Origin of the sequence: Actinomadura sp. NAK00032 (assembly GCF_013364275.1) — a bacterium.
Taxonomy (GTDB): Bacteria; Actinomycetota; Actinomycetes; order Streptosporangiales; family Streptosporangiaceae; genus Spirillospora.
Window position 1 is genome coordinate 6,880,548 of sequence record NZ_CP054932.1, and the last position, 24,680, is coordinate 6,905,227.

Below are 24,680 nucleotides of genomic sequence, written 5' to 3' on the forward strand. Positions count from 1 at the left end.
CGGCGCCGCGTCAGCGCCGTCCCCCACCGTGGTCACCGTCACAGATGACGCATGGCGAAAGGCAGGACCGATGGACGAAGTGATCCGCGCAGAGGGGCTGCGCAAGACATTCGGCGATACGAAGGCGCTGGACGGTGTGGACATCGCGGCGCGCCGCGGCACGGTGCTCGGCGTGCTCGGGCCCAACGGCGCGGGCAAGACCACCGCCGTCCGCGTACTGGCGACGCTGCTCAAGCCGGATGCCGGACGGGCCGAGGTGTGCGGCTACGACGTGGCGGGGGACGCCGCGCGCGTCCGGGCGAAGATCGGGTTGACCGGGCAGTACGCGTCGGTGGACGAGGAGCTGACCGGTACCGAGAACCTGGTGATGATCGCGCGGCTGCTGGACTTCGGCCGGCGGGAGGCGAAGGCGCGGGCCCGGCAGCTGCTCGACCGCTTCCGGCTCACCGACGCCGCGTCGCGTGCCGTGAAGACCTACTCGGGAGGTATGCGCCGGCGGCTCGACCTGGCGGCGAGCCTGATCAACCATCCCGAGGTCATCTTCCTGGACGAGCCGACGACCGGGCTGGACCCGCGTGCCCGCAACGAGGTGTGGGAGACGGTCCGGACCGTGGTGGCCGACGGCGCGACGGTGCTGCTGACCACGCAGTACCTGGAGGAGGCCGACGCCCTCGCCGACCGGATCGCGGTGTTCGACCACGGCCGGGTCATCGCCGAGGGGACGTCCGACGAGCTGAAGGGGCGGATCGGACGGCAGACGCTCGCGGTGCGGGCGGCCGAGCCGTACCGCGCCGGCCAGCTCGCCGCGATCGTGGCCGAGCTGACCGGCGAGCGCCCCGAGGTGCAGGAGGCGACGGGGCTCGTCACGGCGCCGGTGAACGATCCCGGGCTGCTGTCCGCGCTGGTGCGGCGGCTGGACGAGGCGTCCATCACGGCGGCCGAGCTGGCGCTGCGGATGCCGAGCCTCGACGAGGTGTTCCTCACACTCACCGGCCACCTCGCCGAAGAGGCCGGCCTCGAACTCGAAAGGAGCGTGGCATGACCACGATGACCGTCGACTCCCGGCCGCGCGCGGCGGCCGAGCCGCCCGCGCGCGTCAGCCCGCGGCGGACGCTGCGGCACGGCCTGACTCTGGCGTGGCGCAACCTCGCCCAGTTGCGGCACTCGCCGGAGAAGCTGCTGGACACGACGCTCATGCCGATCGTGTTCCTGGTGCTGTTCCTCTACGTGTTCGGCGGCGCGGTGGCGGGCGGAACGCACGCCTACCTGCAGGAGCTGCTGCCGGGCCTCGTCGCGATGATGACGATGTTCGCGACGATGGGCGTCGGGACGGCGCTGAACGAGGACATCCACAAGGGCGTGTTCGACCGGTTCCGCAGTCTGCCGATCGCCCGTTCGGCGCCGCTCATCGGGACGGTCCTCGGGGACACGGCGCGGTTCGTCACCGTGATGACGATGCTGGTGGGCTTCGGGTCGGTCCTCGGCTTCCGGTTCCACACCGACCCGCTGTCGGTGGTGGCGGCGTTCGCGCTGGCGTACGTGTTCTACCTGGCCGTGTGCTGGTTCTCGGTGCTGGTCGGCCTGATCGCGCCGTCGCCGGACACGGTCCAGGGCCTGTCCTTCCTCTGGGTGATGCCGCTGACGTTCGGCAGCAACATCCTCGTCCCGAACACGGCCACGATGCCGGGATGGCTGCAGGCGTGGACGGACATCAACCCGGTCACCCACCTGGCCGCGTCGGTGCGGGCGCTGACCGTGGGCGGCCCGGTCGGGAACCACGTCTGGTACACGCTCGCGTGGGCGGCGGGGATCACCCTGGCGACGTTCCCGCTCGCCATGCGCATGTACTCGCGGCGGGCCTGACGCCCGTCCACCACTGCGCGCGCCATCCCCGGACCACTCCCCGGATGGCGCGCGCACGCGTCCCCCGGGGTGGCCGGCTGCGGCCGGCTGCGGCCGTCAGATGGACGCGACTCAGATGGACGCGACGAGGTCGGCGCTCTGCTCGAAGACGTCCTGGCGGGTGACCAGGCGGCCGCGCTCGTAGGCGGCGGCAAAGGCGTCGTCGCCGAGGGCGCCGGTCACCGCGGGCAGCGTCCGGCGGATCTCGTAGGAGGTGTCGTCGCGGTAGCCGTTCAGGGTGTGCGCGGTGCCGAGCAGTTCGGCGGCGCGGACGAAGACGCCGCGCGCGGCGGCGTAGGCGGCCAGCCCCTCGATGAGCGACGCCACGGTCGGGTTGCCCATGAGGACGTCGTCGTGCAGGTCGCGGAACGCCTCGGAGTGCCGGCGCCGTGCCTGGTCGAGGTCGCCGTCCTCCTCGGCGAGGCAGCCGAGGCGGCTGTGGGTCCGGCGGGCGGTCTGCACGAAGTCGGGCCGGTGGCCGCGCGCCTCGACCCACTTGTGCGCGCGCTCGGCGTGGGCGCGTGCGGCGTCCCGGTCGCCTTCGTGCAGGGACAGCTCGCACAGTTGCAGGGAGGCGCCGGCCGCTTCGGCGAACTCGCCGACCCGCTCGGTCTGCTCCACGGCGCGGTCGAGGTCCGCGCGGGCGCCCTCGACGTCGCCCTGGCGGGCGCGCGCACGGGCGAGCTGGATGAGGATCCCCGCGCCCTGCTCCGGGCTGACCTGGGCGGTGGCGTAGCCGTGCGCCTCCTCGCCGAGCCGGATGGCCTCGGCCGCCTCGCCGCGCGCCAGCGCGACCTGCATCATCCCGCTCAGCGCGACGATCATCCCGAACCGGTCGCCCATCTCCCGGAACCGCGCGTAGCCGTCGGCGGTCTCCGCGGCCGCCTCGTCGATCTCCCCGGTGTGGATCGCCATGTGCCCGAGGCAGACGCGGACGATGGCGCGGAGCCACGGGTCGGGATGGTCGTCGATGTCGTTCAGGCGCCGTCGCATCGTCTCCATGTCGCCGCTGAAGATGCTGGCCGCGCACTGGGCGAGGGCCAGGATGGGATGCGTCGGCCTGTCGGGGATGACGGAGGCGATCTCCTCCAGGGCGGTGTTCAGCGCCTCCCTTGTCGGGCCGGCCTCCTTCTTCATCTCGGTGATGAGGCGGGACGAGATGACGCAGAGCGCGTGCTCCTCCTCCAGGCCGGGGGGCGGGGTGTCGCCGGCCATCGCGTGCACGGCGACCGCCCAGCCGCCCGCCTCCGTCTCCATGTCGCGCAGGATGAAGAAGAACACCAGGGCCGCAAGCAGCCGCAGCCCGGTCTCGACGTCGCCGGTCTCGGTCACGTGGCGGAACGCCGCCGCGATGTTGCCGCGTTCGGCGGAGATCCGCTCGGCCCAGCGCAGCTGGTCGTGGCGGCGCAGCTCCGGCTCGGCGCGCTCGGCGAAGCCGACGAGGTAGCCGGCGTGCGCGTCCCGGACGCGCCGGGCCTCGCCGGACTGCTCCAGCCGCTCCCCCGCGTACACGCGGACGGTCTCCAGCAGCCGGTAGCGGACCTCGGCGTCGCCGTCCGCCATCACCAGCGACTTGTCGACCAGGGCGGCGATGACGTCGATGACGTCGTGCGGGTCGGGGGCGTCGGGGGCGTCCAGGCCGCACACGTGCCCGGCGCTCTCGGGGGTGGCGCCGCCGGCGAAGACGGAGAGCCGGCGCAGGACGGTGCGCTCGGCGTCGTCCAGCAGGTCCCAGCTCCAGTCGACGACGGCGCGCAGCGTGCGGTGCCGGGGCAGCGCGGTGCGGCTGCCGCCGGCCAGCAGCCGGAACCGGTCGCCGAGCCGGGCCGCGACCTGGCCGGGCGTGAGGGAGCGCAGCCGGGCGGCGGCCAGCTCGATCGCGAGCGGGATGCCGTCGAGCGCCCGGCAGATCGCGACGACGTCGGCGGCGGTGCCGGCGTCGACGGCGAAGCCGGGGCGGACGGCGCCGGCGCGGTCGGCGAACAGCCGGACCGACGCGTAGCCGAGCGCGGCGGCCGGGTCGGCGGCGTCCTCGTCCGGCAGCGGCAGCGACGGGACGGGGCACAGCGACTCGCCGGTGATGCCGAGGGGTTCGCGGCTCGTCGCGAGGATCCGGACGCCCTGCGCCTGCGCGAGGACGTGGTCGACGAGCCGCGCGACCGCGTCGATGAGGTGCTCGCAGTTGTCGAGCACGATGAGCATCCGCTTGGCGGCGAGGAAGTCGGTGAGCCGCTCGACGGGCCGCACGGCCATCCGCGTCTCGCCCGGCCGGACGGTCTCGGGGACGCCGAGCGCCGACAGCACGGCCTGCACGGCGTCGCCGGGTTCACTGACCGGGGCGAGCGGGACGAACCAGGCGCCGTCCGGCATCTCGTCGACGAGCGCGGCGGCGCTCTCACCGGCCAGCCGCGTCTTGCCGGCGCCGCCGGGGCCGGTGAGCGTGACGAGCCGGGTCTCGCGGAGCAGCTTGCCGACCCGCCGCGACTCCTCCTCCCGGCCGACGAAGCTGGTGAGCTGCGCGGGCAGGTTGGTGCGGGGGGCGGGCGCGGCGGCGGGGACGGCCGGGACGGCGGCGGGCGCGGGCTCGGCAGCCGGTGCTTCCCGCCGCAGGATCGACAGGTGGACGGCGGCCAGCTCCGGGGACGGGTCGACGCCGAGCCGGTCGGCGAGCGCGCGCCGCGTCTCCTCGTACACCTCCAGCGCCTCGGCCTGCCGCCCCGCCGCGCACAGCGCGCGCATGAGCTGCCCGCGCAGCCGTTCGCGGAGCGGGTTGGCGGCGGCGAGCGGCTCCAGCTCGGCGGCCGGCGGGACGGGCAGGCCGGCGGCGAGTTCCGCTTCGACGCGGTCCTCGACGGCGGCGACCCGCAGCTCCTCCAGCCGCGCGGCGAGCGGGTACGCGAAGTCGGCGTCGGCGACGTCGGCGAGGGCGGGGCCCCGCCACAGCGCGAGCGCGGCCCGCAGCGCGGCCGCCCGCCGCGCCGGGTCGCCCTCGGCGCGGGCCGCCGCGGCGCCGCGCTCGAACGCGACCGCGTCGACCTCCGCCGGGTCGATGCCGAGCCGGTAGCCGGCCGGCCCGTGCTCGACGACGTCCCGGCCGGCGACGCCGCGCAGCCGGGAGACGAGCGCCTGCAGTGCGTTGCCGCCGGGCGGGGCGCCCTCCCACAGGTCGTCCAGCAGCCGCTCGGCGGACACGGGCCGACCGCCCTCGGCGGCCAGCCGGACGAGCAGGGCGCGCAGCCGCCGGCCGCCGACCTCGACGGGCCGGGCGGCCTCGTCCCGCACGTCGAGCGGGCCCAGGATGCCGATGCGCACGAGTCCCCTTTCCGGGTGCCATTCTCGCCGATGTGTGGACTTCGTGTGTCGGGTAGTCGTTCCGTATGCCTAGAGCACAGATCAAGGACGAGAAGACGTACCAGAAGCTGCGCGACCGGGGCGAGAGCAAGGAGAAGGCCGCGCGGATCGCGAACGCCTCCGCGAACCGCGGCAAGAAGAACGTCGGCCGCAAGGGCGGCAAGAACCCCTCCTACGACGACTGGACGAAGGACGAACTGCTCGGCCGCGCCCGCGAGATCGGCATCCAGGGCCGCTCCTCGATGAACAAGTCGGAGCTGGTCAAGGCGCTGCGCGACCACTAGATGGAACTCGTCTTCGTGCTGGACTGCCGCGACCCCGACGCGCTCGCCGACTTCTGGGCCGCCGCCCTCGGCTACGACCGCGGCGGATACGACCCCCCGTACGTCCACCTGACGGCCCCGTCCGGGCGGGGCCCGATGATCCTGCTGCAGCGCGTCCCCGAGCCGAAGTCCGGCAAGAACCGCATGCACCCGGACCTCCGCGTCACCGACATGGGCGCGGAACTCGCCCGCGTCACCGGGCTCGGCGCCACCGTCGTCCGCGGGCCCTTCGTGGACGACGGCTGGCCGACCACGGTGCTCGCCGACCCGCAGGGCAACGAGTTCTGCCTGATCGTCGACCCCCGGAAGGAGAAGCGATGAACGCGGTCGTCGACACCGCGCGCAAGCAGAAGGAGGAGTACGCCGCCGGGGCGGACCGCCCGCTCGGCTCCTACCTCGGCACGCTCGGCGTGTACGCGCTCACGACGGCGGCGATGGCGTTGATCGGCCGCCGGCTGCGCGACCGTCCGCCGGCCATCGGCGCCGCCGACCTGGCGCTGATGACGGTCACGACGCACAAGGTCGCGCGGCTGATCGCCAAGGACCCGGTGACGAGCCCGCTGCGCGCCCCCTTCACCCGCTACTCGGGGACGGCCGGGCCGTCCGAGGTCGCGGAGGAGGTGCGCGGCAGGGGCGTCCGGCACGCCGTCGGGGAGCTGATCACCTGCCCGTTCTGCACGGCCCAGTGGGTCGCGACGGCCTACGCGGCGGGCCTGGTGTTCGCCCCGGAGGCCACCCGTCTCGCGGGCGTCACCATGACGGCGGTCGCCGGCTCGGACTGGCTGCAGCTCGCCTACGCGCGCCTCCAGCAGTCGGCTGAGGGCTGACCGGACTTCTTTACGTTTGTCCCAGCTGCAACGGGTACGGCCGTCCCATGGATCTGGCATTCCTCAAGACGCTGTATGAACGTCCGGGCCCCTACGCGTCGGTCTACGCCGACCTGACCCGGACGACCGAGGACGCGGCCAAGGCCGCGGAGCTGCGGTGGCGGGCGCTGCGCGCGGAACTGGAGGACCAGAACACCCCCAAGGCCACCCTCCGCGCGATCGCGCGGACCATCGAGGAGGAGCTGGCGATGCGCCGCTCCGAGGGCATCGTGGTCTTCGCGGCCGACGGCGAGGTCGTGCACCGCGAGCGCCTCCCCCACCCGCCCCGCATCACCCGCGCGACCCTCGCGCCGCTCCCGGACGTCCTGCCGTACCTGGCCGAACGCGGCGAGCAGTTCCCGCATCTGGTGGCCGTCGTCGACCGGCGCGGCGGCGCGATCGACTGCGTCGGCGCCGACGGCAGGCACGAGCACATCGACGTGCGGGGGGACGAGGAGTTCCCCATCCGCAAGGTGAAGGCCGGCGACTGGAACCAGTCCCGGTACCAGCGCTCCTCGGAGAACACCTGGAAGATCAACGCCAAGAAGGTCGCCCACGAGATCGACCGCGCCGCCGACCGCTGCCGCGCCGAGGCCGTCGTGATCGCCGGCGACATCCGGGCCCGCAACGCCGTCCTGGAGGAGGTGTCGGAGAGCGTCCTGGAGCACACCGTCGAGGCGGACAAGAACACCGGCATCAACGACCCGGAGCTGGACGAGGAGCTGAACCGCCTCCTCAAGCTGAAGACGGCCGAACGCGTCATGACCGTCGCCGAGCGCTTCGACCGCGAACTCGCCAACGGCGAGCGCGCGGTGTCGGGCCTGCCCGCGACGACGCAGGCGCTCCGGCACGGCCAGGTGGAGACGCTGCTCCTCATGGACGACACCGACTCGGACGACCGGCTGTGGATCGGCCCCGACCCGATCCAGGTGGCCGCCACCGCCGAGGAGCTCCGCGAGGAGTTCGGCATCACCGACCCCCGGGCGGACCGCGCGGACGCGGCCCTGGTGCGCGCCGCAGCGGCCACCGACAGCGAACTGGTCGTCGTGCCGTCCAACGACCAGGCTCCGGACCAGCCCGTGGGCGCCGTCCTGCGCTACACCACGACCCCCGCCTGAAACGACGAAGGAGTGGCGGCCCGCAGGCCGACCACTCCGAAGCCGAGCGTGGAGCTATGGGGATTCGAACCCCAGACCTCCTCCATGCCATGGAGGCGCGCTACCAACTGCGCCATAGCCCCTCGGTCGAGGAAAAGCTTAGTGCACGCTGGGAGCGGTTGAGACACGGGCCGCGAAGGACGCCCCTCCGCGGCCCGTGAGGGTCAGCGGCCGCCGGCCGTGTAGGTGTACGTGCCCTCGTCGAGGGTCGGCACCGTGACGGTGAGGCTTTTGGGCATTTCCACGAGGCCGAGGAGCTTGGCGTCGTCCTGGGCGGCGGTGCGCCCGTCCGGAGCGGTGTAGGTGCCCTCGACCGGCGCGGTCTCCGCCCCCTCCGCGCCCTCCGCGCCCTCGGTGCCCTTGGTGTCCCACCCGTCCGCTGCACCCGGCGCGTCCTGCGAGTTCTGCTCGGCCCTCGTCGTGCACACGGCCCTGGTGAGGTCGGGGCTCTTCAGCAGCGAGTTGAGCAGCGACGTCAGGAAGTTCAGCGCCTCGGGGCAGTCGTTCAGGGTGTAGGTCCGCGGGACGGGCGGCGGCGCCTCCGCCGCGGACGCCGGCACGGCCACCGCCGTGACGGCCGCCGCCGCGACCGCGGCGGGCAGCAGCCCGAGCTTCGGGGTTCTCATTGGGGTCAACCCTCTCGATCATGCATCGCCACGTCATTGGCTGTTCCCGCATGATCGACAGTGCGAAGCGCGGCCGGAGCAAAGGTAGCCGCCGCCATGGCGAAGGCTTTGCGTCAGCTCCACCCGAGCCGCTCGGCGACCTCGTCGGGCGCGTACCCGCGGTGCCCGCCGTCGCCGATCCACACCATGCCGTCCGCCTCCGCGACGCCCCCCACGGCGTGCTCCTGCGGCATCCGCGGCTGGACCGCCAGCCGCACCTGCGTCCCCGGCTCGAACCGGCGCAGTTCGTCGATGAGGTCGGCCACGGTGACCTCTCGCTTCGCCCCCCTGCGATGTCTTCCCATACCCCGCATGAAACCATCCCGCCCCCCATGCTCAGGCCGTCCAGCACCCTCCCATTCGCCAGACGGCCCCAACCAAGAGCCAAGGGGCACCCAAGCAAGCGGTGGACGACCGCAGACCGCGACCGGCAAGGGGGCGTGGGGGGCGGAGCCCCCCACATCGGGGGCCCGGGGGTCGCCCCCCGGACAAAACGACGAAGGAGTGGCGGGAAAGGAGCAAAGCTCCGACCACACCACTCCCAACTCCGAGTGGAGCTATGGGGATTCGAACCCCAGACCTCCTCCATGCCATGGAGGCGCGCTACCAACTGCGCCATAGCCCCGCCGCTGCGTGGACGTTCATCCCGCAGCGCCCCGTCAGTGTATAGGACGGACGGGGCTGCTCTCGAATCGTTTGCCGGTCAGGTGCCGGCGTCGGGACGGTCGTCGCTGAGGACGGGTTCGGGCAGGGTGCCGGCGTTGTGCTCGGCAAGCCGCCAGCCGCCGTCGCGCATCTCGGTGATGACGGACCAGCAGCAGTTGGACAGGCCGCCGAGCCGCTCCCAGGTCTCCTCGGGGAGCCCGAGGAGGTGGGACATGCCGAGGCGCAGGGCGGCGCCGTGCGAGGCGACGACGAGCTGGCCGGTGGGCGGCAGCTCGTCGAGGGCGCGTTCGAGGGCGGCGCCGACGCGCTTGGCGACCTGGGCGCTGGTCTCCCCGCCGGGCGGCTGCCAGGCGGCGTGCTCGGCCGGGTAGCGCTCGCGGATCTCGCGGGAGGTGAGGCCCTCCCAGGCGCCGCCGTCGCGCTCGATGAGGTCCCGGTCGTAGCGGACGGGGAGTCCGGTGATGTCGGCGAGGGCCTGGGCGGTGTCGGCGGCGCGGCGCAGCGGTGAGGCGAGCAGGGCGGTGGGGCGCAGCCCGGCGAGGAGCCGGGCGGCGCGCTGGGCCTGCTGGACGCCGGTCTCGTCGAGCGGGATGTCGGTCTTGCCCTGGAAGCGGCGTTCGACGTTCCACGCGGTCTGGCCGTGCCGCCACAGGACGAGCCGCCGTTTGCCGGGCTCGCGGGTGCGGGTGTCACTCACTCGGGCTCCCGACGGCACGGGCGCGCTGGTGGGCGGTCACGTCCTCCGGCAGGTCCATGAGGGGGCAGTCTTTCCACAGGCGTTCGAGGGCGTAGTACATGCGGTCCTCTTCGTGCTGGATGTGCACGATGATGTCGGCGTAGTCCAGCAGGACCCACCTGCCCTCACGCTCGCCCTCGCGCCGGACGGGCTTGGCGTCCGCCTCTTCGCGCAGGCGCCTTTCGACTTCGTCCACGATGGCGCGGACCTGCCGGTCGCTGGGGGCGGAGCAGAGCACGAACGCGTCGGTGATGACGAGCTGCTCGCTCACGTCGTAGGCAAGAATGTCGTCGGCCAGCTTGTCGCCCGCCGCCTCGGCGGCGATCCGGACGAGCTCTGCCGCCCTCTCGGATGCGGTCACGATGCGCTCGCGATCCTCCCTGTAGGGGTCGTCTCCGTTGACACCCTCTCACGTGCCACGGACATCAGTACTCTCTGTTTACCCAGGGGGGCGACCCCCTGGAACCCCCGTCACGGTCGAGAGGCCGTTTCACGAGCCGCTGGCGCGTCTCGGGAAACGGCCTCTCGACCGGCGGGCCGGGCGGCCTCCGGGCGCTGGAGCGCCCTCCGGCCGCCCGACCCGTGGGTCGGGGGGCTGGGGTTCAACCCCACGTGGAGAGGCTCAAACCCCGCGAGGGGGTGGGCCGGGTAGGCGCCACGCCCCTCGGATAACACAACTAGTACAAGCTCCGTTTGTTTATGTATTGGACTATGCCGTCTGGGACCAGGTACCAGATCGGTTCGCCTGCCTGGACGCGTTCGCGGCATTCGGTGGAGGAGATGGACAGGGCCGGTACCTCCATGAGGGAGACGCGCCCGTTGGGGAGGCCGGGGTCGGCGAGGCGGTGGCCGGGGCGGGTGACGCCGATGAAGTGGGCGAGTTCGAACAACTCGTCGGTGTCGTGCCAGGTGAGCATCTTCTCCAGCGCGTCGGCGCCGGTGATGAAGAACAGGTCGGTGCCGGGGCCCTGGATGTCGCGCATCTCGCGGAGGGTGTCGACCGTGTAGGTGGGGCCGGGCCGGTCGATGTCGATGCGGCTGACGGAGAAGCGCGGGTTGGACGCGGTCGCGATGACGGCCATGAGGTAGCGGTCCTCGGCGGGGGTGACGTCGCGGCCCTCCTTGTGGGACGAGAGGCCGGTGGGCACGAACACGACCTCGTCGAGCGAGAAGAAGTGCGCGACCTCGCTCGCGGCCACGAGGTGCCCGTGGTGGATGGGGTCGAAGGTGCCGCCCATCACACCCAGCCGCCGCTTTTGCGTCATGGCGACGAGAATAGCCAGCCGGGCCGGTGCCCGGAACGTCCGGCCCCCCGGCGTCAGCTCAGGCCGGGGATCGGCGGGTGGCCGTCGTCCCAGGTCACGACGCGGACGGCCTTGCCGACCTCGGTTCGCGGCACGGTGCCGCCGGGCAGCACGAACACCTCGGCGGCGAGCCCGAGCGTCTCGCGCAGCGCGTGGACGAGGTCGGCCCCCGGGTCGCCGGACAGGGCCTCGCAGGCGACGAGGAGCCGCGCGGACGGGCTGCGCCGGTCGACGACGAGCTGGTAGTGCGGCCGGACGAGCCCGGAGCCGAGCAGGACCCGCTCGACCTCGCTCGGGTACACGTTCACGCCCCGCACGACGATCATGTCGTCCACCCGTCCGAGGACCTTGCTCATCCGGACGAGGGTCCGGCCGCAGGCGCATTCGCCGCGCGTCAGGGACGCGATGTCGCCGGTCCGGTACCGCAGCAGCGGCAGCGCCTGCTTGGTCGGGGTGGTGAAGACGAGTTCGCCGGGCGTGCCGTCGGCGACGGGTTCGCCGGTGGCCGGGTCGACGGCCTCGACGATGAAGTGGTCCTCGTTGACGTGCAGGCCGTCCTGTTCGAGGCACTCGGTGGCGACGCCGGGCCCGATGACCTCGGACAGGCCGTAGACGTCCATCGCCTTGATCGGCAGGACGGCCTCGATGGCGGCGCGCAGCTCCTCCGACCAGGGCTCGGCGCCGAACAGCCCGGCCGTCAGCGCGGGGAGCTCGACGCCGGCCTCGGCGACGGCCTCGCCGAGCCGCAGCGCGTACGCGGGGGTGCAGGTCAGGATGTCGGCGCGCAGGTCGGCGAGCATCCGCACCTGCCGGTCGGTCATGCCGCCCGACATCGGCACGACGGTCGCGCCGAGCGCGACGGCGCCCTGGTGGATGCCGATGCCGCCGGTGAACAGCCCGTACCCGTAGGCGTTGTGGACGATGCTCCCGGGCGACGCCCCGGCGCACGACAGGGAGCGCGCGCACATCGCCGCCCACAGGTCGAGGTCGCCCCTGGTGTAGGCGACGAGGGTCGGGCGCCCGCGCGTCCCGCTGGAGCCGTGCACGGCGGCGACCTGGTCCCGCGGGACGGCGAGCATCCCGAACGGGTAGCCGTCCCAGAGGTCCTGCTTGGTGGTGAACGGCAGGTCGCGGAGGCCGGCGAGCGTCACGTCGGAGCCGCCGGTGACGCCGGCGTCCTTCAGCCGGCGACCCTGCACGCCGCCGGCGGCGAGGAGCCGGTCGACCAGCCCCCACAGCCGGTGCCGCTGCAGCGCGGCCCGCTCGTCCACCGACATCGCCTCGGCCTTGGGGTCGAACATGGCTGCCTCCCGGGCGCGGCCGGACCCGGCAGGCGGTCCCCGGCGTGGAACCCTGCCGCCCGACCGTTCGTCGGAACTACCATGCCAGACTTGGCTTCTCCTCTGTTGAAGGGAGATTCCTGCTTCATCGCCGATCGCCCGCTCGGAAAGAAGTCTCCCGTTGAGGTCTGATATCGGCTCCACAGGCGTTTCGCCTCTCCGCCAGCCCGACGGCGAGGATGTTACGGGCCGCGTTGACGTCCCGATCGTGTTCCGCTCCGCATCCGCACGTCCATTTGCGCACGTCCAAAGGCATGTCCTGCCGAACGGTGCCGCAGGACGAGCAGCGTTCGGACGAGGGGAACCAGCGGTCCACGACGATCAACTCACGTCCGTACCAGGCGCATTTGCACTCAAGCATCGACCTCGTTTCTCGCCAGGCGGCGTCCGCGATGGCGCGAGCGAGACGATGATTGCGGACCATTCCGCCGACGTTGAGATCCTCGATGACGACCGCTTGGTTCTCGCGGACGAGACGAGTCGTGAGCTTGTGCAAGTGATCACGCCGCCGATCGGCGATGTGGGCGTGGACCCGGGCCAGCCGGAGCCTGGCCTTGGCATGGTTGGCCGACCCGGGCTGCTTTCTGGACAGCGCACGCTGTGTCGGCGGCAAGGGCCGCACGGTGACATGGCACAGAAGGCGGACGAACCACCGGTCGGCGGCATCTCGCGACACCGTCACCGTGGAGGGCTCCGCCCCCTCCGGCAACGGACGCGACCACACGATCCGCAACGGCGACCTCATCTTGGCCAGGTTCAGTCGGCCGTCGCAGTACGTGAAGGCCGATCGCGTGGACTCGGCAGACGCACGGGATCGCCTGCGCGATTCGAACCGCGGTCGCCTGGCTCGTCCGGCAAGGAAATTGCCGGCGGCTGTCTGCAGATGACGCAGCGCCTGTTGCAGCGGCACGCACGAGACGTCCCTCAAGAAGGAGAGCTCGTCCTTCTTCTTCCAGGCGGTGAGCAACGCGGACGTTTCGCCATAGGTCAGCGGACGCCCGTCCTGGAGAGCCCGGATGCGTGCCTCCAGGGCCATGTTGTAGACCAGACGTACACAGCCGAAAGTGCGGCCCAACTGCTCGGCCTGCTCCGACGTCGGGTAGAAGCGGTATCGGAAGGTCTTCTGGACACGCTGCGTCACGAGTCGCACACTATCCGAACATATGATCGAGAACAGGCCGTTTCCCCGTTCTCTCTCGTCCGGAGCCGCGGTGGCACGGCGCCGCCGCCGGGCCCGGCCCGCCCGCAGACCGGGCTTCGCACCCTTCAGGAGGTCAGACATGACGGAGAACACACCGGATCGAGCGCGGACGCGGTTCCCGGGGATCAGTTCCCGGGCCTATGAGCACCCGGCGGACCGATCGGCGCTGGTGGCGCTGCGTTCGCTCTCGGGGTTCGACGTCGTGCTCCGCAAGATGTCGGGGCTGATCAACGAGCGGTCGCTGCGGCTGATGTTCCTCGGCGGGACGGTGCGGGTCGGTGAGGACCAGTTCCGCCACATCCACGACATGGTGCGCGACGCCTGCTACATCCTGGACATGCCGGAGGTGCCGGAGCTGTTCGTCCGGCAGGACCCGACGCCGAACGCGATGGCGCTCGGCTCCGACCACCCGTTCATCGTGCTGAACACCGGGCTGATCGACCTGCTGGACGACGAGGAGCTGCGGTTCGTCATCGGGCACGAGGTCGGGCACATCCTGTCCGGGCACGCGGTCTACCAGACGATGATGCAGATCCTGCTGCAGCTCGGGTCGCGGCTGGCGTGGCTGCCGCTCGGCAACGTCGGCATCGCGGCGATCATCATCGGGCTGCGGGAGTGGTTCCGCAAGGCGGAGCTGTCCTCGGACCGGGCGGGGCTGCTCGCCGGGCAGGACGTGGACGCGGCGAAGCGGGTCAACATGAAGCTCGCGGGCGGGGTCCGGCTCGGCGAGATGAGCGCGGAGGCGTTCCTGCAGCAGGCGCGCGAGTACGACGCGGCCGGCGATGTGCGGGACGGGATCCTGAAGTTCCTGAACCTGCTCGGGCAGTCGCACCCGTTCGCGGTGATCCGGTTCGCCGAGATCGACCGGTGGGCGCGCGGCGGCGAGTACGAGCGGATCCTCGCCGGGGACTACCCGCGCCGGGACGAGGACGAGAGCGCGTCCGTCCGGAACGAGATCAAGGACGCGGCGCGCTCCTACCGGGAGTCGTGGGAGCGGACCGCCGACCCGTTCGTGGGCAAGGTCCGCGACGTGGCGGACGCGGCGGCGGGCGCCGCCGGCGGGCTGTTCGACCGGATCACCCGCCGCGACAACGGGCCGACGGGCCGGTAGCCGGGCTTGGGCCGCCGCGACACGGACGCGGCGGCCCTCCTCTCAGAACGGGGCCGGGACGAGCAGTTCGACGTTGCGGTCGGCGGTCTCGCCGCGGCGGTCGGAGTCGCGGTCCTGCCAGTCGTTGCCCGCCAGCTCGCGCGACAGCGACGCCAGCCGGACGGGGTCGGTGAGGCGGCCGCCGTAGGAGGCCGGCCCGGCGGAGTCGAGGATCGTCGCGAAGACCGACAGGGTGCCGTCGCCGTTGTCGGCGAGTTCGATGATGCGGCTCTGCTGCGGGAAGTCGATGTGCGCGGCCGTGTTCACCTCCCAGAACCCTCCCGAGCCCTCGCGGGCGTGCGGGATGACCTGGTTGCGGTGCGTGTGGCCGTTCACCCACAGGATGACGTTCGGGTAGCGCAGGAGCAGCGCCCGCACTTCGTCGCCCAGGACGCGGTCGCCGCCGAGCGGGTTCTCCAGCGAGCCGATCGGGTGGTGGCTGAACAGCACGAAGAGCCGGTCCTTCACGTTGCTCTTCACGACCGTGCCGTCCTCGGAGTAGTAGCGGCTGCTGCCCGCCTTGAGCTGCGCCTCCAGCCAGGCGAACTGCTTCTTGTCGAGGGAGCCCTCGGAGTAGCCGTTCGGGTTGACGGTGTCGAGGACGAGGCCGCGCACCACGCCCTGGTCGAAGGCGTAGTAGGCCGTCCCCTCCAGGAGGTTGGCGGTGGTGAAGCCGTGGCCGCGCAGGGACGCCGAGGTCGTGAAGTGCTCGGCGACGACCTCCCGGCGCGACAGCATCCGCCGGTTCCAGTCGGGCGTCACGGGGCGGAACAGGCCGCCCGCGCCGCCCTGCTCGCGGCTGAGCCGGACGAGTTCCGCGGCGTCGGCGTTCTTGATCATGCGGGCGAGCCGCTCGGCCTGGCCGTCGTCCGCCGGGGCGCCGATCTTGATGCCGCCGGTGGCGAGGCCGGAGACCAGCGGGTTCACCGGCAGGTTGCCCTGGATGAGGCCGTCGTGGTTGCCGAACGCGGCGAGCCACGGCATGGTCAGCCCGGTCGCCTGGAACGGCCGGCGGGCGGCGTCGATCAGCCCCCGCACGCGCGGGAAGCCGTACTTGGCGTACCCCACGTCGGGCTGGGCGCCGGGCGGCGCGCCCTCGGGGTGCCAGTACGCCCGGTCGTAGGACGTCCAGTCCATGACGCCCTCGTACCGGTTCGGGTCGCCGGAGTCGGGGCGGACGCGGCCGCCGTCCAGCAGGTCGATGATCCAGCGGATCTCGTTGTACTGGACGTTGTCGGCGGCGTCGCCGGTGTTGATGGTGAACGCCAGCCCGAGGCCGGTCGCCGGGCCGCGGCCGACCCCGTTCACCGCCTGCACCATCGCCTCGGCGACCTGCGTGGACAGGATCTCCTGGGGCCGCCATCCGCCCTCGGGGAAGCCGCCCACCAGGTCCCGGATCCGGTCGATGAACTCGACCCGGGCCGGGGACTGCGCGTCGATGACGTGCACGTCGGTGAGGTGCCCGAACGCCAGGACGCCGCGGCGGGTCGCGGCGCGCCGGGCGGCGGCGGTGCCGCCGAGGTCGCGGCGCAGCAGGTGCGGCTCCCCCGGCCCGGTGATCACCGGCCGGTAGCCGCCGGCGCCCGCCGCGCCGAGCACGTACGTGCGGTCGAGGGTGGTGCCGGCGGCGGGGCCGGCGAGGGCGGGCGCGGCAGCGGCGGCGGGACGCGCGGGGAACGCGGCCAGCCCGGTCGAGGCGATGCCCGCGCCGAGGGCGGCGCCCTTCAGCACGCGGCGGCGGCTGTACTCACGAGTCACAATCGTGAATCAGACCACAGCCTCAACGTGACATCAATGGCAAAAACGTCACAACTTGGACGGGTCAGCCGCGGGTGTGGCCCTCACCGGTCACCACGTACTTCGTGGACGTCAGCTCCGGCAGCCCCATCGGGCCGCGCGCGTGCAGCTTCTGCGTCGAGATGCCGATCTCCGCGCCGAAGCCGAACTCCTCGCCGTCGGTGAAGCGCGTCGAGGCGTTCACCATCACGGCGGCCGAGTCGACGAGCGACACGAAGCGCTTCGCGGCCGGCTGGGACGCCGTCACGATCGCCTCGGTGTGCCCCGACCCGTACGTCCGGATGTGCGCGACCGCGTCCTCCAGGGAGTCGACCACGCGGGCGGCGATGTCCAGCGACAGGTACTCGGCGTACCAGTCGTCCTCGCCGGCCTCCACGACGTCGCCGCTGTAGGAGCGGATGCGGTCGTCACCGTGGACGGTGACCCCGGCGCCCTTGAGCGCCTCAAGCGCGCGCGGGACGAACGTGTCGGCGATGTCGGCGTGCACCAGGAAGGTCTCCGCCGCGTTGCACACCGACGGGCGCTGCGTCTTGGCGTTCAGCAGGATCTCGACGGCCATGTCCACGTCGGCGGCGGCGTCCACGTAGACGGCGCAGTTCCCGACGCCCGTCTCGATCACGGGGACGGTCGACTCCTCCACCACCGAGTTGATCAGCGACGCGCCGCCGCGCGGGATCAGCACGTCCACCAGGCCGCGCGCCCGCATCAGGTGCTTCACCGACTCGCGGGACGTCCCCGGCACCAGCTGCACCGCGTCGGCGGGGACCTCGGTGTCGGCGAGCGCGCCCTGCATCACCTGGACCAGCACCGTGTTCGAGTCGTGCGCGGACGACGAGCCGCGCAGCATCGCCACGTTCCCGCTCTTCAGGCACAGCGCCGCGGCGTCCACCGTGACGTTCGGGCGGCCCTCGTAGATCATCCCGACGACGCCGAGCGGCACCCGCACCTGCCGCAGCTCCAGGCCGTTCGGCAGCACGTTCCCGCGCACCGTCTCCCCCACCGGGTCGGGCAGCGCGGCGACCTGCCGGACCGCCTCGGCGATCGCGGCGATCCGCGCCTGCGACAGGCTCAGCCGGTCGACCATGTACTCGGAGGTGCCGTTCTCGCGCGCCCGCGCGACATCGACCTCGTTCGCCTTCACGATCTCCGGGGCCGCGGCGACCAGCGCGTCCGCGATCCGGTGCAGGGCCGCGTCCTTCGCCGCCCGCGGCAGCGGCGCCAGCCCGGCCGCCGCGTCCCTGGCGCGCCGCGCCACCCGCAGGAACTCCTCGCGCTCGCCGTCGCCCATCACAACGCTCCCTCGTTCGAGTCGTGCTGGGGGGGGACGCCCCCCAAGCCTGCGGTCAGTCCAAGATCACCAGATGATCGCGGTGGATTATCTCGCGTTCGTATCCCGCGCCCAGCTCCCGGGCCAGCCAGCGCGTCGAGCGCCCCATCAGCTCCGGGATCTCGGACGCGTCGTAGTTCACCAGCCCGCGCGCGACGACGCGGCCCTCGGGGTCGCACAGGTCGACCGGGTCGCCGGCGGCGAAGTCGCCGTCCACCCCCGTCACACCGGCCGGGAGCAGCGACTTGCGGCGCCGCACCACCGCCTCCACGGCGCCCGCGTCCAGCGTGACGCGGCCCTGGCCGGTGGTGGCGTGCGCGAGCCACAGGTTCCGCGTCGACATGCGGCGGCCCTCGGCCGGGTGGAACAGCGTGCCGACCCGGTCGCCGGCGAGCGCGTGCGCGGCGGACGCGGCGTTGGTCAGCACCACCGGGATGCCCGCGATGCGGGCCGCCTCCACCTTGGTGACCATGCCGCCCGTCCCGACGCGCCCGGACCGGCCGAGCTTCACGTCCTTCAGGTCGTCCGGCCCGCGGACGTCGTCGACGCGGCGGGCGCCGGGCTGGCGCGGGTCGCCGGTGTAGAGGGCGTCGACGTCCGACAGCAGGACCAGCGCGTCCGCGCGGATCAGGTGCGCGACGAGCGCCGCGAGCCGGTCGTTGTCGCCGAACCGGATCTCGTCGGTGGCGACGGTGTCGTTCTCGTTCACGATCGGCAGGATCCCTAGCGCGAGGAGCTGCCCCAGCGTGCGCTGCGCGTTGCGGTGGTGCGAGCGGCGCATCATGTCGTCGGCGGTGAGCAGCACCTGCCCGACCGTCAGCCCGTACCGGGCGAAGGACGAGGTGTAGCGGGCGAACAGCAGGCCCTGCCCGACGCTCGCCGCCGCCTGCTGGGTCGCGAGGTCCCCGGGGCGGCGGGTCAGCCCGAGCGGGCCGAGCCCGGCCGCGATCGCGCCGGACGACACGAACACGATCTCGGTGCCGTCGGCGCGACGCGCGGCGAGGACGTCCACCAGCGCGTCGATGCGGTTCGCGTCGATCGTGCCGCGCTGGGTCGTCAGCGACGACGACCCCGCCTTCACCACGATCCGGCGCGCCTTGGCGATCTCCTCGCGGTCGCTCACGACTCCCGCACCTCCCGGTTCACGACCAGCCGTCCAGGCGGCGGTCGGTGCCGCGCGGGCCCATGGCGGCCTCGCCGGCGGGGACGTCCGGCTCCCAGTCGAACACGATCGAGTCGTCGGCGGTGCCGATCAGGACCGTGGCGCCCGCGTCGGCGCCCGCCTCGGCGAGCGCGTCCTCCACGCCGAGCCGGGCGAGCCGGTCGGCGAGGTAGCCGACGGCCTCCTCGTTGGCGAAGTCGGTCTGCCGCAGCCACCGGACGGGTTTCGTCCCGGTGATCAGGTAGGTGTTGTCGCCGAGGTCCTTGACCTCGAAGTCGGTGTCGCCGCCGACCGGCTCCGGCCGGATCACGATGCGGGTCGGCTCCGCCGGCGGCAGCGACGCGCGGTACTGCGCGACCATCGCCGCCATCGCGAACGACAGCTCCCGCAGCCCCTCGTGCGTCGCCGCCGACACCTCGAACACCTTCAGCCCGCGCGCCTCGAACTCGGGCCGGACCATCTCGGCGAGGTCGCGGCCGTCGGGGACGTCGATCTTGTTCAGCACCACGACGCGGGGCCGGTCCGACAGCGGCCGGTCGCCGAGCACCCGGTCGTAGGCCCGCAACTCGCGCTCGATGACCTCGAAGTCGCTGAGCGGGTCGCGGTTCGGCTCCATCGTCGCGCAGTCGAGCACGTGCGCGAGGGTGGACGAGCGCTCGATGTGGCGCAGGAAGTCCAGGCCGAGGCCGCGGCCCTCGCTGGCGCCCTCGATCAGGCCCGGCACGTCCGCGACCGTGAACGTCGTGTCGCCGGCGCTGACCACGCCGAGGTTCGGGATCAGCGTCGTGAAGGGGTAGTCGGCGATCTTCGGCTTGGCGGCCGACAGCGCGGCGATCAGCGACGACTTGCCCGCGCTCGGGAACCCGACGAGCGCGACGTCGGCGACGCTCTTCAGCTCCAGCACCACGTCCCGGGCCTCGCCCGGCTCGCCGAGCAGCGCGAACCCGGGCGCCTTGCGCTTGGCGGACGCCAGCGCCGCGTTGCCGAGGCCGCCGTGGCCGCCCTTCGCGACCACGTACCGGGTGCCCTCGCCGACCAGGTCGGCCAGCACCCGGTCGCCCTCCTTGACGACCGTGCCGTCCGGGACGGAAAGGATCACGTCGCCGCCGTCCGCGCCGGTCCGCATGCTGCCCTGGCCCTGCTTGCCGTTCCCGGCCTTGCGGTGCGGGCGCCGGTGGTACTCCAGCAGGCTCGCGGCGTTGGAGTCGACGACGAGGACGACGTCGCCGCCGCGGCCGCCGTTCGCGCCGTCCGGCCCGCCGAGCGGCTTGAACTTCTCCCGGTGGATCGAGGCGCAGCCGTTGCCGCCGGCGCCCGCCGCGACGTGGACCACCACCCGGTCGACGAACTGCGCGCCCGATCCCGCTCCTGCGGCCACGGTGACTCTCCTCGGTGAAACCTCGTGAAAAAGGCGAAGGGGCGGACCGTCGAACGGTCCGCCCCTTTCGAAACGTCTGGAACCCAGGCGGACTATTCCGCCGGCGGGACGATGCTCACCGCGTTGCGCCCGCGGTACCGGCGGAACTGCACCGAGCCCGCGACCAGCGCGAACAGCGTGTCGTCGCCGCCGCGGCCGACGCCCGGGCCGGGGTGGAAGTGGGTGCCGCGCTGCCGGACGATGATCTCGCCCGCGTTGACGACCTGGCCGCCGAAGCGCTTCACACCGAGCCGCTGGGCGTTGGAGTCGCGACCGTTACGGCTGGACGATGCGCCCTTCTTGTGTGCCATGAGACCGCTCTCCCTTACTTCCCGGCCTTGATACCGGTGATCTTGACCTCGGTGTACGGCTGACGGTGGCCCATCCGCCGCTTGTACCCGGTCTTGTTCCGGTAGTGCATGATGTTGATCTTCGGGCCCTTGACCGCGCCGAGGATCTCGGCGGTCACCTCGTAGCGCGCCAGGTCGGCCGAGCCGCTGACGACGTTCTCGCCGTCCACGACGAGGACCGCCGGGAACGTGACGGTCGAGCCGACCTCGCCGGCCAGCTTGTCGACGGTCAGCACGTCGTCGACGGTGACCTTCTCCTGCCTGCCGCCTGCGCGGACAATCGCGTACACCGCGGAAACCCTTCGTCTGCGCGCGCTTCCGGACTGAACCGGTCCCGCGCGTGGCTTACCAGCCCCCGGATGGGGGCCTACCCCCGGCACCGGGCCGAGGGCGGCACACCAGGAGAGACCCCTGGCGCTCTCTGCTTGCCCTCACCGGATCGGTGAGGTGAGCACCGAACGGACCCCGGACGGGGTTCGTGGTGCGGGTTCGGGCGACGCGCCCACGACGCGCCGATGTACAAGGATACCGGATGCCCTGACCGCAACGCGAACGCGTGCGGCCAGGGCGTCCGGCCCTCGTCAGTCGTCCGCGGACTCGCCGACGTCGGCGGTGGCGCGGGGGCGCCGGGTGCGGCGCCGGCGGGCGGCCGGCTCGGCCTCCGGCTCGGGCTCGCCGCCGGCCTCGGCCTCGGCGGGCGCGGCCTCGGCGGGCGCGGCCTCGGCGGGCGCGACCTCGGCCGGCGCGGAGCCGTTGGACTCGGCCGCCGCGGCGTCCGCCGCGACCGGGCCCGCGCCGTTCAGCTCGGTGCCGGACGCCTCAGTGCCGGACGCCTCGGTGCCGGACGCCTCGGTGCCTGCCGGCTCGGCGCCGTTCGCGGTCACCGGGACGGGCTCGGCGGAGTCCAGGGTGCCGGGGGCGGTGCCCGCGGCCTCCTCGGCGGCGTCGGCGGCCTCCACGGCGGCCTGGGCCGGGGACTCGTCGATCTCGGGCGGCGGGCCCGCCGGACGCTTCGCCGGGCCCGACTTCTTCGGCCGGGACCGGGCCGGCGCGGCCTTGGCCTCCGCGGCGGGCGCGGGCGCGGGCTCCGGCTCGGCCGCCTGCTCCTTCGGCTTGGCGTCGTGCTGGGCCAGCTTCTCCTCGACGGCCTTCTCGACCTCGCCCTTGCGCTTGCGGCGGCGGCCGCTCTCCTTGCCGGCCGTCTTGTCCGGCTTGGGCTCGACCGGCGTCAGGTGGACGTGGATGCCGCGCCCGTTGCAGGACTCGCAGGTCTCCGAGAACGCCTCCAGCAGGCCCTGGCCGACCCGCTTGCGGGTCATCTGGACCAGGCCCAGCGAGGTGACCTCGGCGACCTGGTGCTTGGTACGGTCCCGCGACAGGCACTCGACGAGGCGGCGCAGCACCAGGTCCCGGTTGCTCTCCAGCACCATGTCGATGAAGTCGATCACGACGATGCCGCCGACGTCGCGGAGCCGGAGCTGGCGGACGATCTCCTCGGCCGCCTCCAGGTTGTTGCGGGTGACGGTCTCCTCCAGGTTGCCGCCCTGCCCGGTGAACTTGCCGGTGTTGACGTCGATGACCGTCATGGCCTCGGTCTTGTCGATCACCAGCGAGCCGCCGGACGGCAGCCACACCTTGCGGTCGAGCGCCTTGGCGATCTGCTCGTCGATGCGGAACGCCGACAGGGCGTCCTGGTCGCCCGTCCAGCGCTCGACGCGGTCGGCGAGGTGCGGCGCCACGTACTCGACGTACTCGGAGACGGTGTCCCACGCCTCGGCGCCGGACACGACCAGCTTGGAGAAGTCCTCGTTGAAGATGTCGCGGACGACCCGGATCGTCAGGTCGGGCTCGCCGTAGAGCAGCGACGGCGCCGAGGCCGTCTTCACCTTCTTCTGGATGCTCTCCCACTGGGCCGCCAGGCGCGACACGTCGCGGGAGAGCTCCTCCTCCGTGGCGCCCTCGGCGGCGGTGCGGACGATCACGCCGGCGTTCTCCGGCATGACCTTCTTCAGGATCGACTTGAGGCGGCTGCGCTCCTTGTCGGGGAGCTTGCGGCTGATGCCGGTCATCGAGCCGTCCGGCACGTACACGAGGTAGCGGCCGGGCAGCGAGACCTGGCTGGTGAGCCGGGCGCCCTTGTGGCCGAGCGGGTCCTTGGTGACCTGGACGAGCACCGACTGGCCCGACTTCAGCGCCGACTCGATGCGGCGCGGCTGGCCCTCCAGCCCGGAGGCGTCCCAGTTGACCTCGCCCGCGTACAGGACGGCGTTGCGGCCCTTGCCGATGTCGACGAACGCCGCCTCCATCGACGGCAGGACGTTCTGGACCTTGCCCAGGTAGACGTTGCCCACGTACGACTGGTGCGTGGCGCGGTTGACGTAGTGCTCGACGAGGACGTCGTCCTCCAGGACGGCGATCTGGGTGCGCTCGCCCTCCTGTCGCACCACCATGACGCGCTCGACCGACTCGCGGCGGGCCAGGAACTCCGCCTCGGTGATCACCGGCGGGCGGCGGCGGCCCTGCTCGCGGCCCTCGCGGCGGCGCTGCTTCTTGGCCTCCAGCCGGGTCGAGCCCCGCACCGAGCGGACCTCGTCCTCGGCGGCGGCGCGCTCCTCGCGGGCGGTGCGAACGTGCACGACCGTGTTCGGCGGGTCGTCGACGTCGGCGCCGTTCTCGCCGTCGGTGCCGGAGCGGCGCCTGCGGCGGCGCCGGCGGCGGCTGGTGCCGGACTGGGCGTCGCCGTCGTCCTCGTCGTCGGCGGCCTCCTGCTCGGCCTCCTCCGCCTTGGGCTCCTTGTCGGCGTCCTTCTTGGCGGCGTCCTTCTTGGCGGCCTTGCCGGACCTCGTACTCTTGGGCCTGCCGGACTTGGGCTGCTCCTCCTTGGCGGGCTCCTCGGCCTCGGGCTCCTCGGTCTGCGCCTCGTCGTCGGCGCCGTCCTTGCCCCGGCCGCGGCCCCGGCCGCCGCGGCGGCGGCGCCGGCGGGACGGGCGGTCCTCGGAGTCGTCCTCGTCGGCCGGGCCGTGCTCGTGGTCACCGGCGTCGTGGTCGTGGTCGCCGGTGTCGCGCTCGGCGGGCGCCTGCTCCGGCTCGTCCTTCGGACGGGCGGGGGCCTCGGCCTTCGGCTGCGGCGGCTGGAAGACGACCATGGGGGGCTGGAACGTGACGCCGGGGATGCCGACGCCGCTCGCGGGCTCGGTCTCCGACACCTGCTCGGGGGGCACCTCGGCGCCCGCGACCGGCACGGCGGGGATCTCCGGCACCGGCGGGACGGCGGGCGCGGCGGCCGACTCGGCGGCCTGCTCGGCGGCCGCGGCCGGGCGGCGGCGGGCGCGGGTGCGCGTGCGGGGGGCGGGGGTCTCCGCGGCGTCCGCCTCGGGCTCGGGGGAGGTCTCGGGGGAGGTCTCGGCGCCCGTCATGGGGACGGGCGCGGGCGTCTCGGCGGCGGCCTTCGCGGTGCGGGCGCGGCTGCGGGTCCGGGTGGCGCGCTTCGGCGGCTCGGGCGCCTCCGCGGCGGCCGGCTCCGCGGTCTCGGGCTCGGCTTCCGGCTCGCGCGCGACCTCGGGCGCGGCCTCCGCGACCGCGGGCTCCGCGGCCTCGGCCTCCGCCTCTTCCTCGGTCTCGGCTTCCTCGGCCTCGGCGGCGGGGGGCTGCGCGGGGGCGTCGTCCACCTCGGGCGGCGGGCCGGCGGGCCGGCTCGCCCGGCGCGGGCGCGAGGTCACCCCCGAGCCCTGCTCCGCCGTACTCCCGTTCGCGCCGCTCGCGGTCTCGGTCGTCTCTTCGTCGGTGCCGTCGGCCGCGGCCGAATCGACTTCGTTCTCAAGCATCCGGGCAATCTCCCGTCAGGCTCCCGGGCGCGTCCGCCCGTCCCGCCCGGGGGCGGATCGGTGCGGTGCGCCGCGCGGGAGCACCTCGTCAGTCATCGGCGTCGTCATGGCCGGACGGTGGTCCGGCCGCGACGACGAAGTC

Annotated in this window: 21 protein-coding genes, 2 tRNA genes and 1 pseudogene; 7 read left to right on the forward strand and 17 right to left on the reverse strand. The window is 73.1% G+C overall.

Features of this window, described 5'->3' with window-relative positions:
* The first annotated feature begins 70 nt into the window (after positions 1-70).
* The gene (locus tag HUT06_RS31405; protein ID WP_176199005.1) at positions 71-1,042 is read left to right on the forward strand and encodes an ATP-binding cassette domain-containing protein; all 972 of its coding nucleotides are present in this window, start codon (positions 71-73) and stop codon (positions 1,040-1,042) included.
* Positions 1,039-1,863, forward strand: a complete 825-nt coding sequence (locus tag HUT06_RS31410) for an ABC transporter permease (RefSeq protein ID WP_254715480.1) — start codon at positions 1,039-1,041, stop codon at positions 1,861-1,863. The genes HUT06_RS31405 and HUT06_RS31410 overlap by 4 nt, the downstream gene beginning before the upstream one ends.
* Before the next feature lie 111 nt (positions 1,864-1,974).
* Here the strand turns inward: HUT06_RS31410 and HUT06_RS31415 are convergent, their stop codons facing one another.
* Entirely contained in the window at positions 1,975-5,214 is a 3,240-nt protein-coding gene (locus HUT06_RS31415) for a BTAD domain-containing putative transcriptional regulator (RefSeq protein WP_176199006.1), read from the reverse strand.
* A 65-nt stretch (positions 5,215-5,279) separates the two neighbouring features.
* Here HUT06_RS31415 and HUT06_RS31420 point away from each other — a divergent pair, with 65 nt between their 5' ends.
* Genes HUT06_RS31420 through HUT06_RS31435 form a run of 4 tightly spaced genes read left to right on the forward strand, consistent with a single transcriptional unit; the run spans position 5,280 to position 7,560 of the window.
* Complete coding sequence (locus tag HUT06_RS31420) at positions 5,280-5,537, forward strand: Rho termination factor (protein WP_176199007.1); 258 nt, start codon at positions 5,280-5,282, stop codon at positions 5,535-5,537.
* A complete protein-coding gene (locus HUT06_RS31425) occupies positions 5,538-5,897 on the forward strand; it encodes a VOC family protein (protein ID WP_176199008.1) in 360 nt (119 codons plus the stop codon).
* Positions 5,894-6,403 (forward strand): DUF1360 domain-containing protein, encoded by a 510-nt coding sequence (locus HUT06_RS31430; protein WP_176199009.1) that lies wholly within the window; start codon positions 5,894-5,896, stop codon positions 6,401-6,403. The genes HUT06_RS31425 and HUT06_RS31430 overlap by 4 nt, the downstream gene beginning before the upstream one ends.
* Before the next feature lie 47 nt (positions 6,404-6,450).
* Complete coding sequence (locus HUT06_RS31435) at positions 6,451-7,560, forward strand: Vms1/Ankzf1 family peptidyl-tRNA hydrolase (protein WP_176199010.1); 1,110 nt, start codon at positions 6,451-6,453, stop codon at positions 7,558-7,560.
* Between the two features lie 49 nt (positions 7,561-7,609).
* Here HUT06_RS31435 and HUT06_RS31440 read toward each other — a convergent pair.
* The 9 genes and pseudogenes from HUT06_RS31440 to HUT06_RS31480 all read right to left on the reverse strand — a co-directional run.
* Positions 7,610-7,682: transfer RNA gene (locus HUT06_RS31440), tRNA-Ala, on the reverse strand.
* An 81-nt stretch (positions 7,683-7,763) separates the two neighbouring features.
* Entirely contained in the window at positions 7,764-8,225 is a 462-nt protein-coding gene (locus tag HUT06_RS31445; RefSeq protein ID WP_176199011.1) for a hypothetical protein, read from the reverse strand.
* A gap of 113 nt (positions 8,226-8,338) precedes the next feature.
* A complete protein-coding gene (locus HUT06_RS31450) occupies positions 8,339-8,530 on the reverse strand; it encodes a hypothetical protein (RefSeq protein WP_217711542.1) in 192 nt (63 codons plus the stop codon).
* 286 nt (positions 8,531-8,816) lie between these two features.
* Positions 8,817-8,889, reverse strand: a tRNA-Ala gene (locus tag HUT06_RS31455).
* A 78-nt stretch (positions 8,890-8,967) separates the two neighbouring features.
* Complete coding sequence (locus HUT06_RS31460) at positions 8,968-9,627, reverse strand: histidine phosphatase family protein (RefSeq protein WP_176199013.1); 660 nt, start codon at positions 9,625-9,627, stop codon at positions 8,968-8,970.
* Positions 9,620-10,027 carry a ribosome silencing factor gene (rsfS, locus tag HUT06_RS31465; RefSeq protein WP_176199014.1) on the reverse strand — a complete coding sequence of 136 codons (408 nt, stop codon included), beginning with the start codon at positions 10,025-10,027 and terminating at the stop codon, positions 9,620-9,622. The genes HUT06_RS31460 and rsfS overlap by 8 nt, the downstream gene beginning before the upstream one ends.
* Before the next feature lie 316 nt (positions 10,028-10,343).
* The gene (nadD, locus tag HUT06_RS31470; RefSeq protein ID WP_176199015.1) at positions 10,344-10,931 is read right to left on the reverse strand and encodes a nicotinate-nucleotide adenylyltransferase; all 588 of its coding nucleotides are present in this window, start codon (positions 10,929-10,931) and stop codon (positions 10,344-10,346) included.
* A 53-nt stretch (positions 10,932-10,984) separates the two neighbouring features.
* Positions 10,985-12,271: a phenylacetate--CoA ligase family protein gene (locus HUT06_RS31475; RefSeq protein ID WP_217711543.1), complete on the reverse strand. Its 1,287-nt coding sequence runs from the start codon at positions 12,269-12,271 to the stop codon at positions 10,985-10,987.
* A gap of 116 nt (positions 12,272-12,387) precedes the next feature.
* A pseudogene (locus HUT06_RS31480) lies at positions 12,388-13,451 on the reverse strand (RNA-guided endonuclease InsQ/TnpB family protein); the annotation flags it as partial.
* 139 nt (positions 13,452-13,590) lie between these two features.
* On the opposite strand from HUT06_RS31480, the gene HUT06_RS31485 reads away from it, so the two are divergent.
* The gene (locus tag HUT06_RS31485; RefSeq protein ID WP_176199017.1) at positions 13,591-14,622 is read left to right on the forward strand and encodes a M48 family metallopeptidase; all 1,032 of its coding nucleotides are present in this window, start codon (positions 13,591-13,593) and stop codon (positions 14,620-14,622) included.
* A 42-nt stretch (positions 14,623-14,664) separates the two neighbouring features.
* Here HUT06_RS31485 and HUT06_RS31490 read toward each other — a convergent pair whose 3' ends face one another.
* From HUT06_RS31490 to HUT06_RS31520, 7 genes are all read right to left on the reverse strand, one after another.
* On the reverse strand, positions 14,665-16,419 hold the full coding sequence (locus HUT06_RS31490; protein ID WP_176199018.1) for a TIGR03767 family metallophosphoesterase: 1,755 nt from the start codon (positions 16,417-16,419) through the stop codon (positions 14,665-14,667).
* Between the two features lie 64 nt (positions 16,420-16,483).
* Entirely contained in the window at positions 16,484-17,746 is a 1,263-nt protein-coding gene (locus HUT06_RS31495) for a glutamate-5-semialdehyde dehydrogenase (protein ID WP_176199019.1), read from the reverse strand.
* A gap of 55 nt (positions 17,747-17,801) precedes the next feature.
* Entirely contained in the window at positions 17,802-18,908 is a 1,107-nt protein-coding gene (gene proB / locus HUT06_RS31500) for a glutamate 5-kinase (RefSeq protein ID WP_217711544.1), read from the reverse strand.
* 19 nt (positions 18,909-18,927) lie between these two features.
* The gene (obgE, locus tag HUT06_RS31505; RefSeq protein ID WP_176199020.1) at positions 18,928-20,325 is read right to left on the reverse strand and encodes a GTPase ObgE; all 1,398 of its coding nucleotides are present in this window, start codon (positions 20,323-20,325) and stop codon (positions 18,928-18,930) included.
* A 92-nt stretch (positions 20,326-20,417) separates the two neighbouring features.
* Entirely contained in the window at positions 20,418-20,675 is a 258-nt protein-coding gene (rpmA, locus tag HUT06_RS31510; RefSeq protein WP_138638714.1) for a 50S ribosomal protein L27, read from the reverse strand.
* Positions 20,676-20,689: 14 nt separating this feature from the next.
* Positions 20,690-21,004, reverse strand: coding sequence for a 50S ribosomal protein L21 (rplU, locus tag HUT06_RS31515; RefSeq protein ID WP_176199021.1), 315 nt, complete (start codon positions 21,002-21,004; stop codon positions 20,690-20,692).
* Between the two features lie 291 nt (positions 21,005-21,295).
* The gene (locus HUT06_RS31520; protein WP_176199022.1) at positions 21,296-24,538 is read right to left on the reverse strand and encodes a ribonuclease E/G; all 3,243 of its coding nucleotides are present in this window, start codon (positions 24,536-24,538) and stop codon (positions 21,296-21,298) included.
* Positions 24,539-24,680 lie beyond the last annotated feature (142 nt).

Bases quoted from the DNA above. Each gene is read 5' to 3' on its own strand.
- HUT06_RS31405 (WP_176199005.1), top strand. From the start codon at position 71: ATGGACGAAGTGATCCGCGCAGAGGGGCTGCGCAAGACATTCGGCGAT.
- HUT06_RS31410 (WP_254715480.1), top strand. From the start codon at position 1,039: ATGACCACGATGACCGTCGACTCCCGGCCGCGCGCGGCGGCCGAGCCG.
- HUT06_RS31420 (WP_176199007.1), top strand. From the start codon at position 5,280: ATGCCTAGAGCACAGATCAAGGACGAGAAGACGTACCAGAAGCTGCGC.
- HUT06_RS31425 (WP_176199008.1), top strand. From the start codon at position 5,538: ATGGAACTCGTCTTCGTGCTGGACTGCCGCGACCCCGACGCGCTCGCC.
- HUT06_RS31430 (WP_176199009.1), top strand. From the start codon at position 5,894: ATGAACGCGGTCGTCGACACCGCGCGCAAGCAGAAGGAGGAGTACGCC.
- HUT06_RS31435 (WP_176199010.1), top strand. From the start codon at position 6,451: ATGGATCTGGCATTCCTCAAGACGCTGTATGAACGTCCGGGCCCCTAC.
- HUT06_RS31445 (WP_176199011.1), bottom strand. From the start codon at position 8,225: ATGAGAACCCCGAAGCTCGGGCTGCTGCCCGCCGCGGTCGCGGCGGCG.
- nadD (WP_176199015.1), bottom strand. From the start codon at position 10,931: ATGACGCAAAAGCGGCGGCTGGGTGTGATGGGCGGCACCTTCGACCCC.
- HUT06_RS31475 (WP_217711543.1), bottom strand. From the start codon at position 12,271: ATGTTCGACCCCAAGGCCGAGGCGATGTCGGTGGACGAGCGGGCCGCG.
- HUT06_RS31485 (WP_176199017.1), top strand. From the start codon at position 13,591: ATGACGGAGAACACACCGGATCGAGCGCGGACGCGGTTCCCGGGGATC.
- HUT06_RS31495 (WP_176199019.1), bottom strand. From the start codon at position 17,746: ATGGGCGACGGCGAGCGCGAGGAGTTCCTGCGGGTGGCGCGGCGCGCC.
- rpmA (WP_138638714.1), bottom strand. From the start codon at position 20,675: ATGGCACACAAGAAGGGCGCATCGTCCAGCCGTAACGGTCGCGACTCC.
- HUT06_RS31520 (WP_176199022.1), bottom strand. From the start codon at position 24,538: ATGCTTGAGAACGAAGTCGATTCGGCCGCGGCCGACGGCACCGACGAA.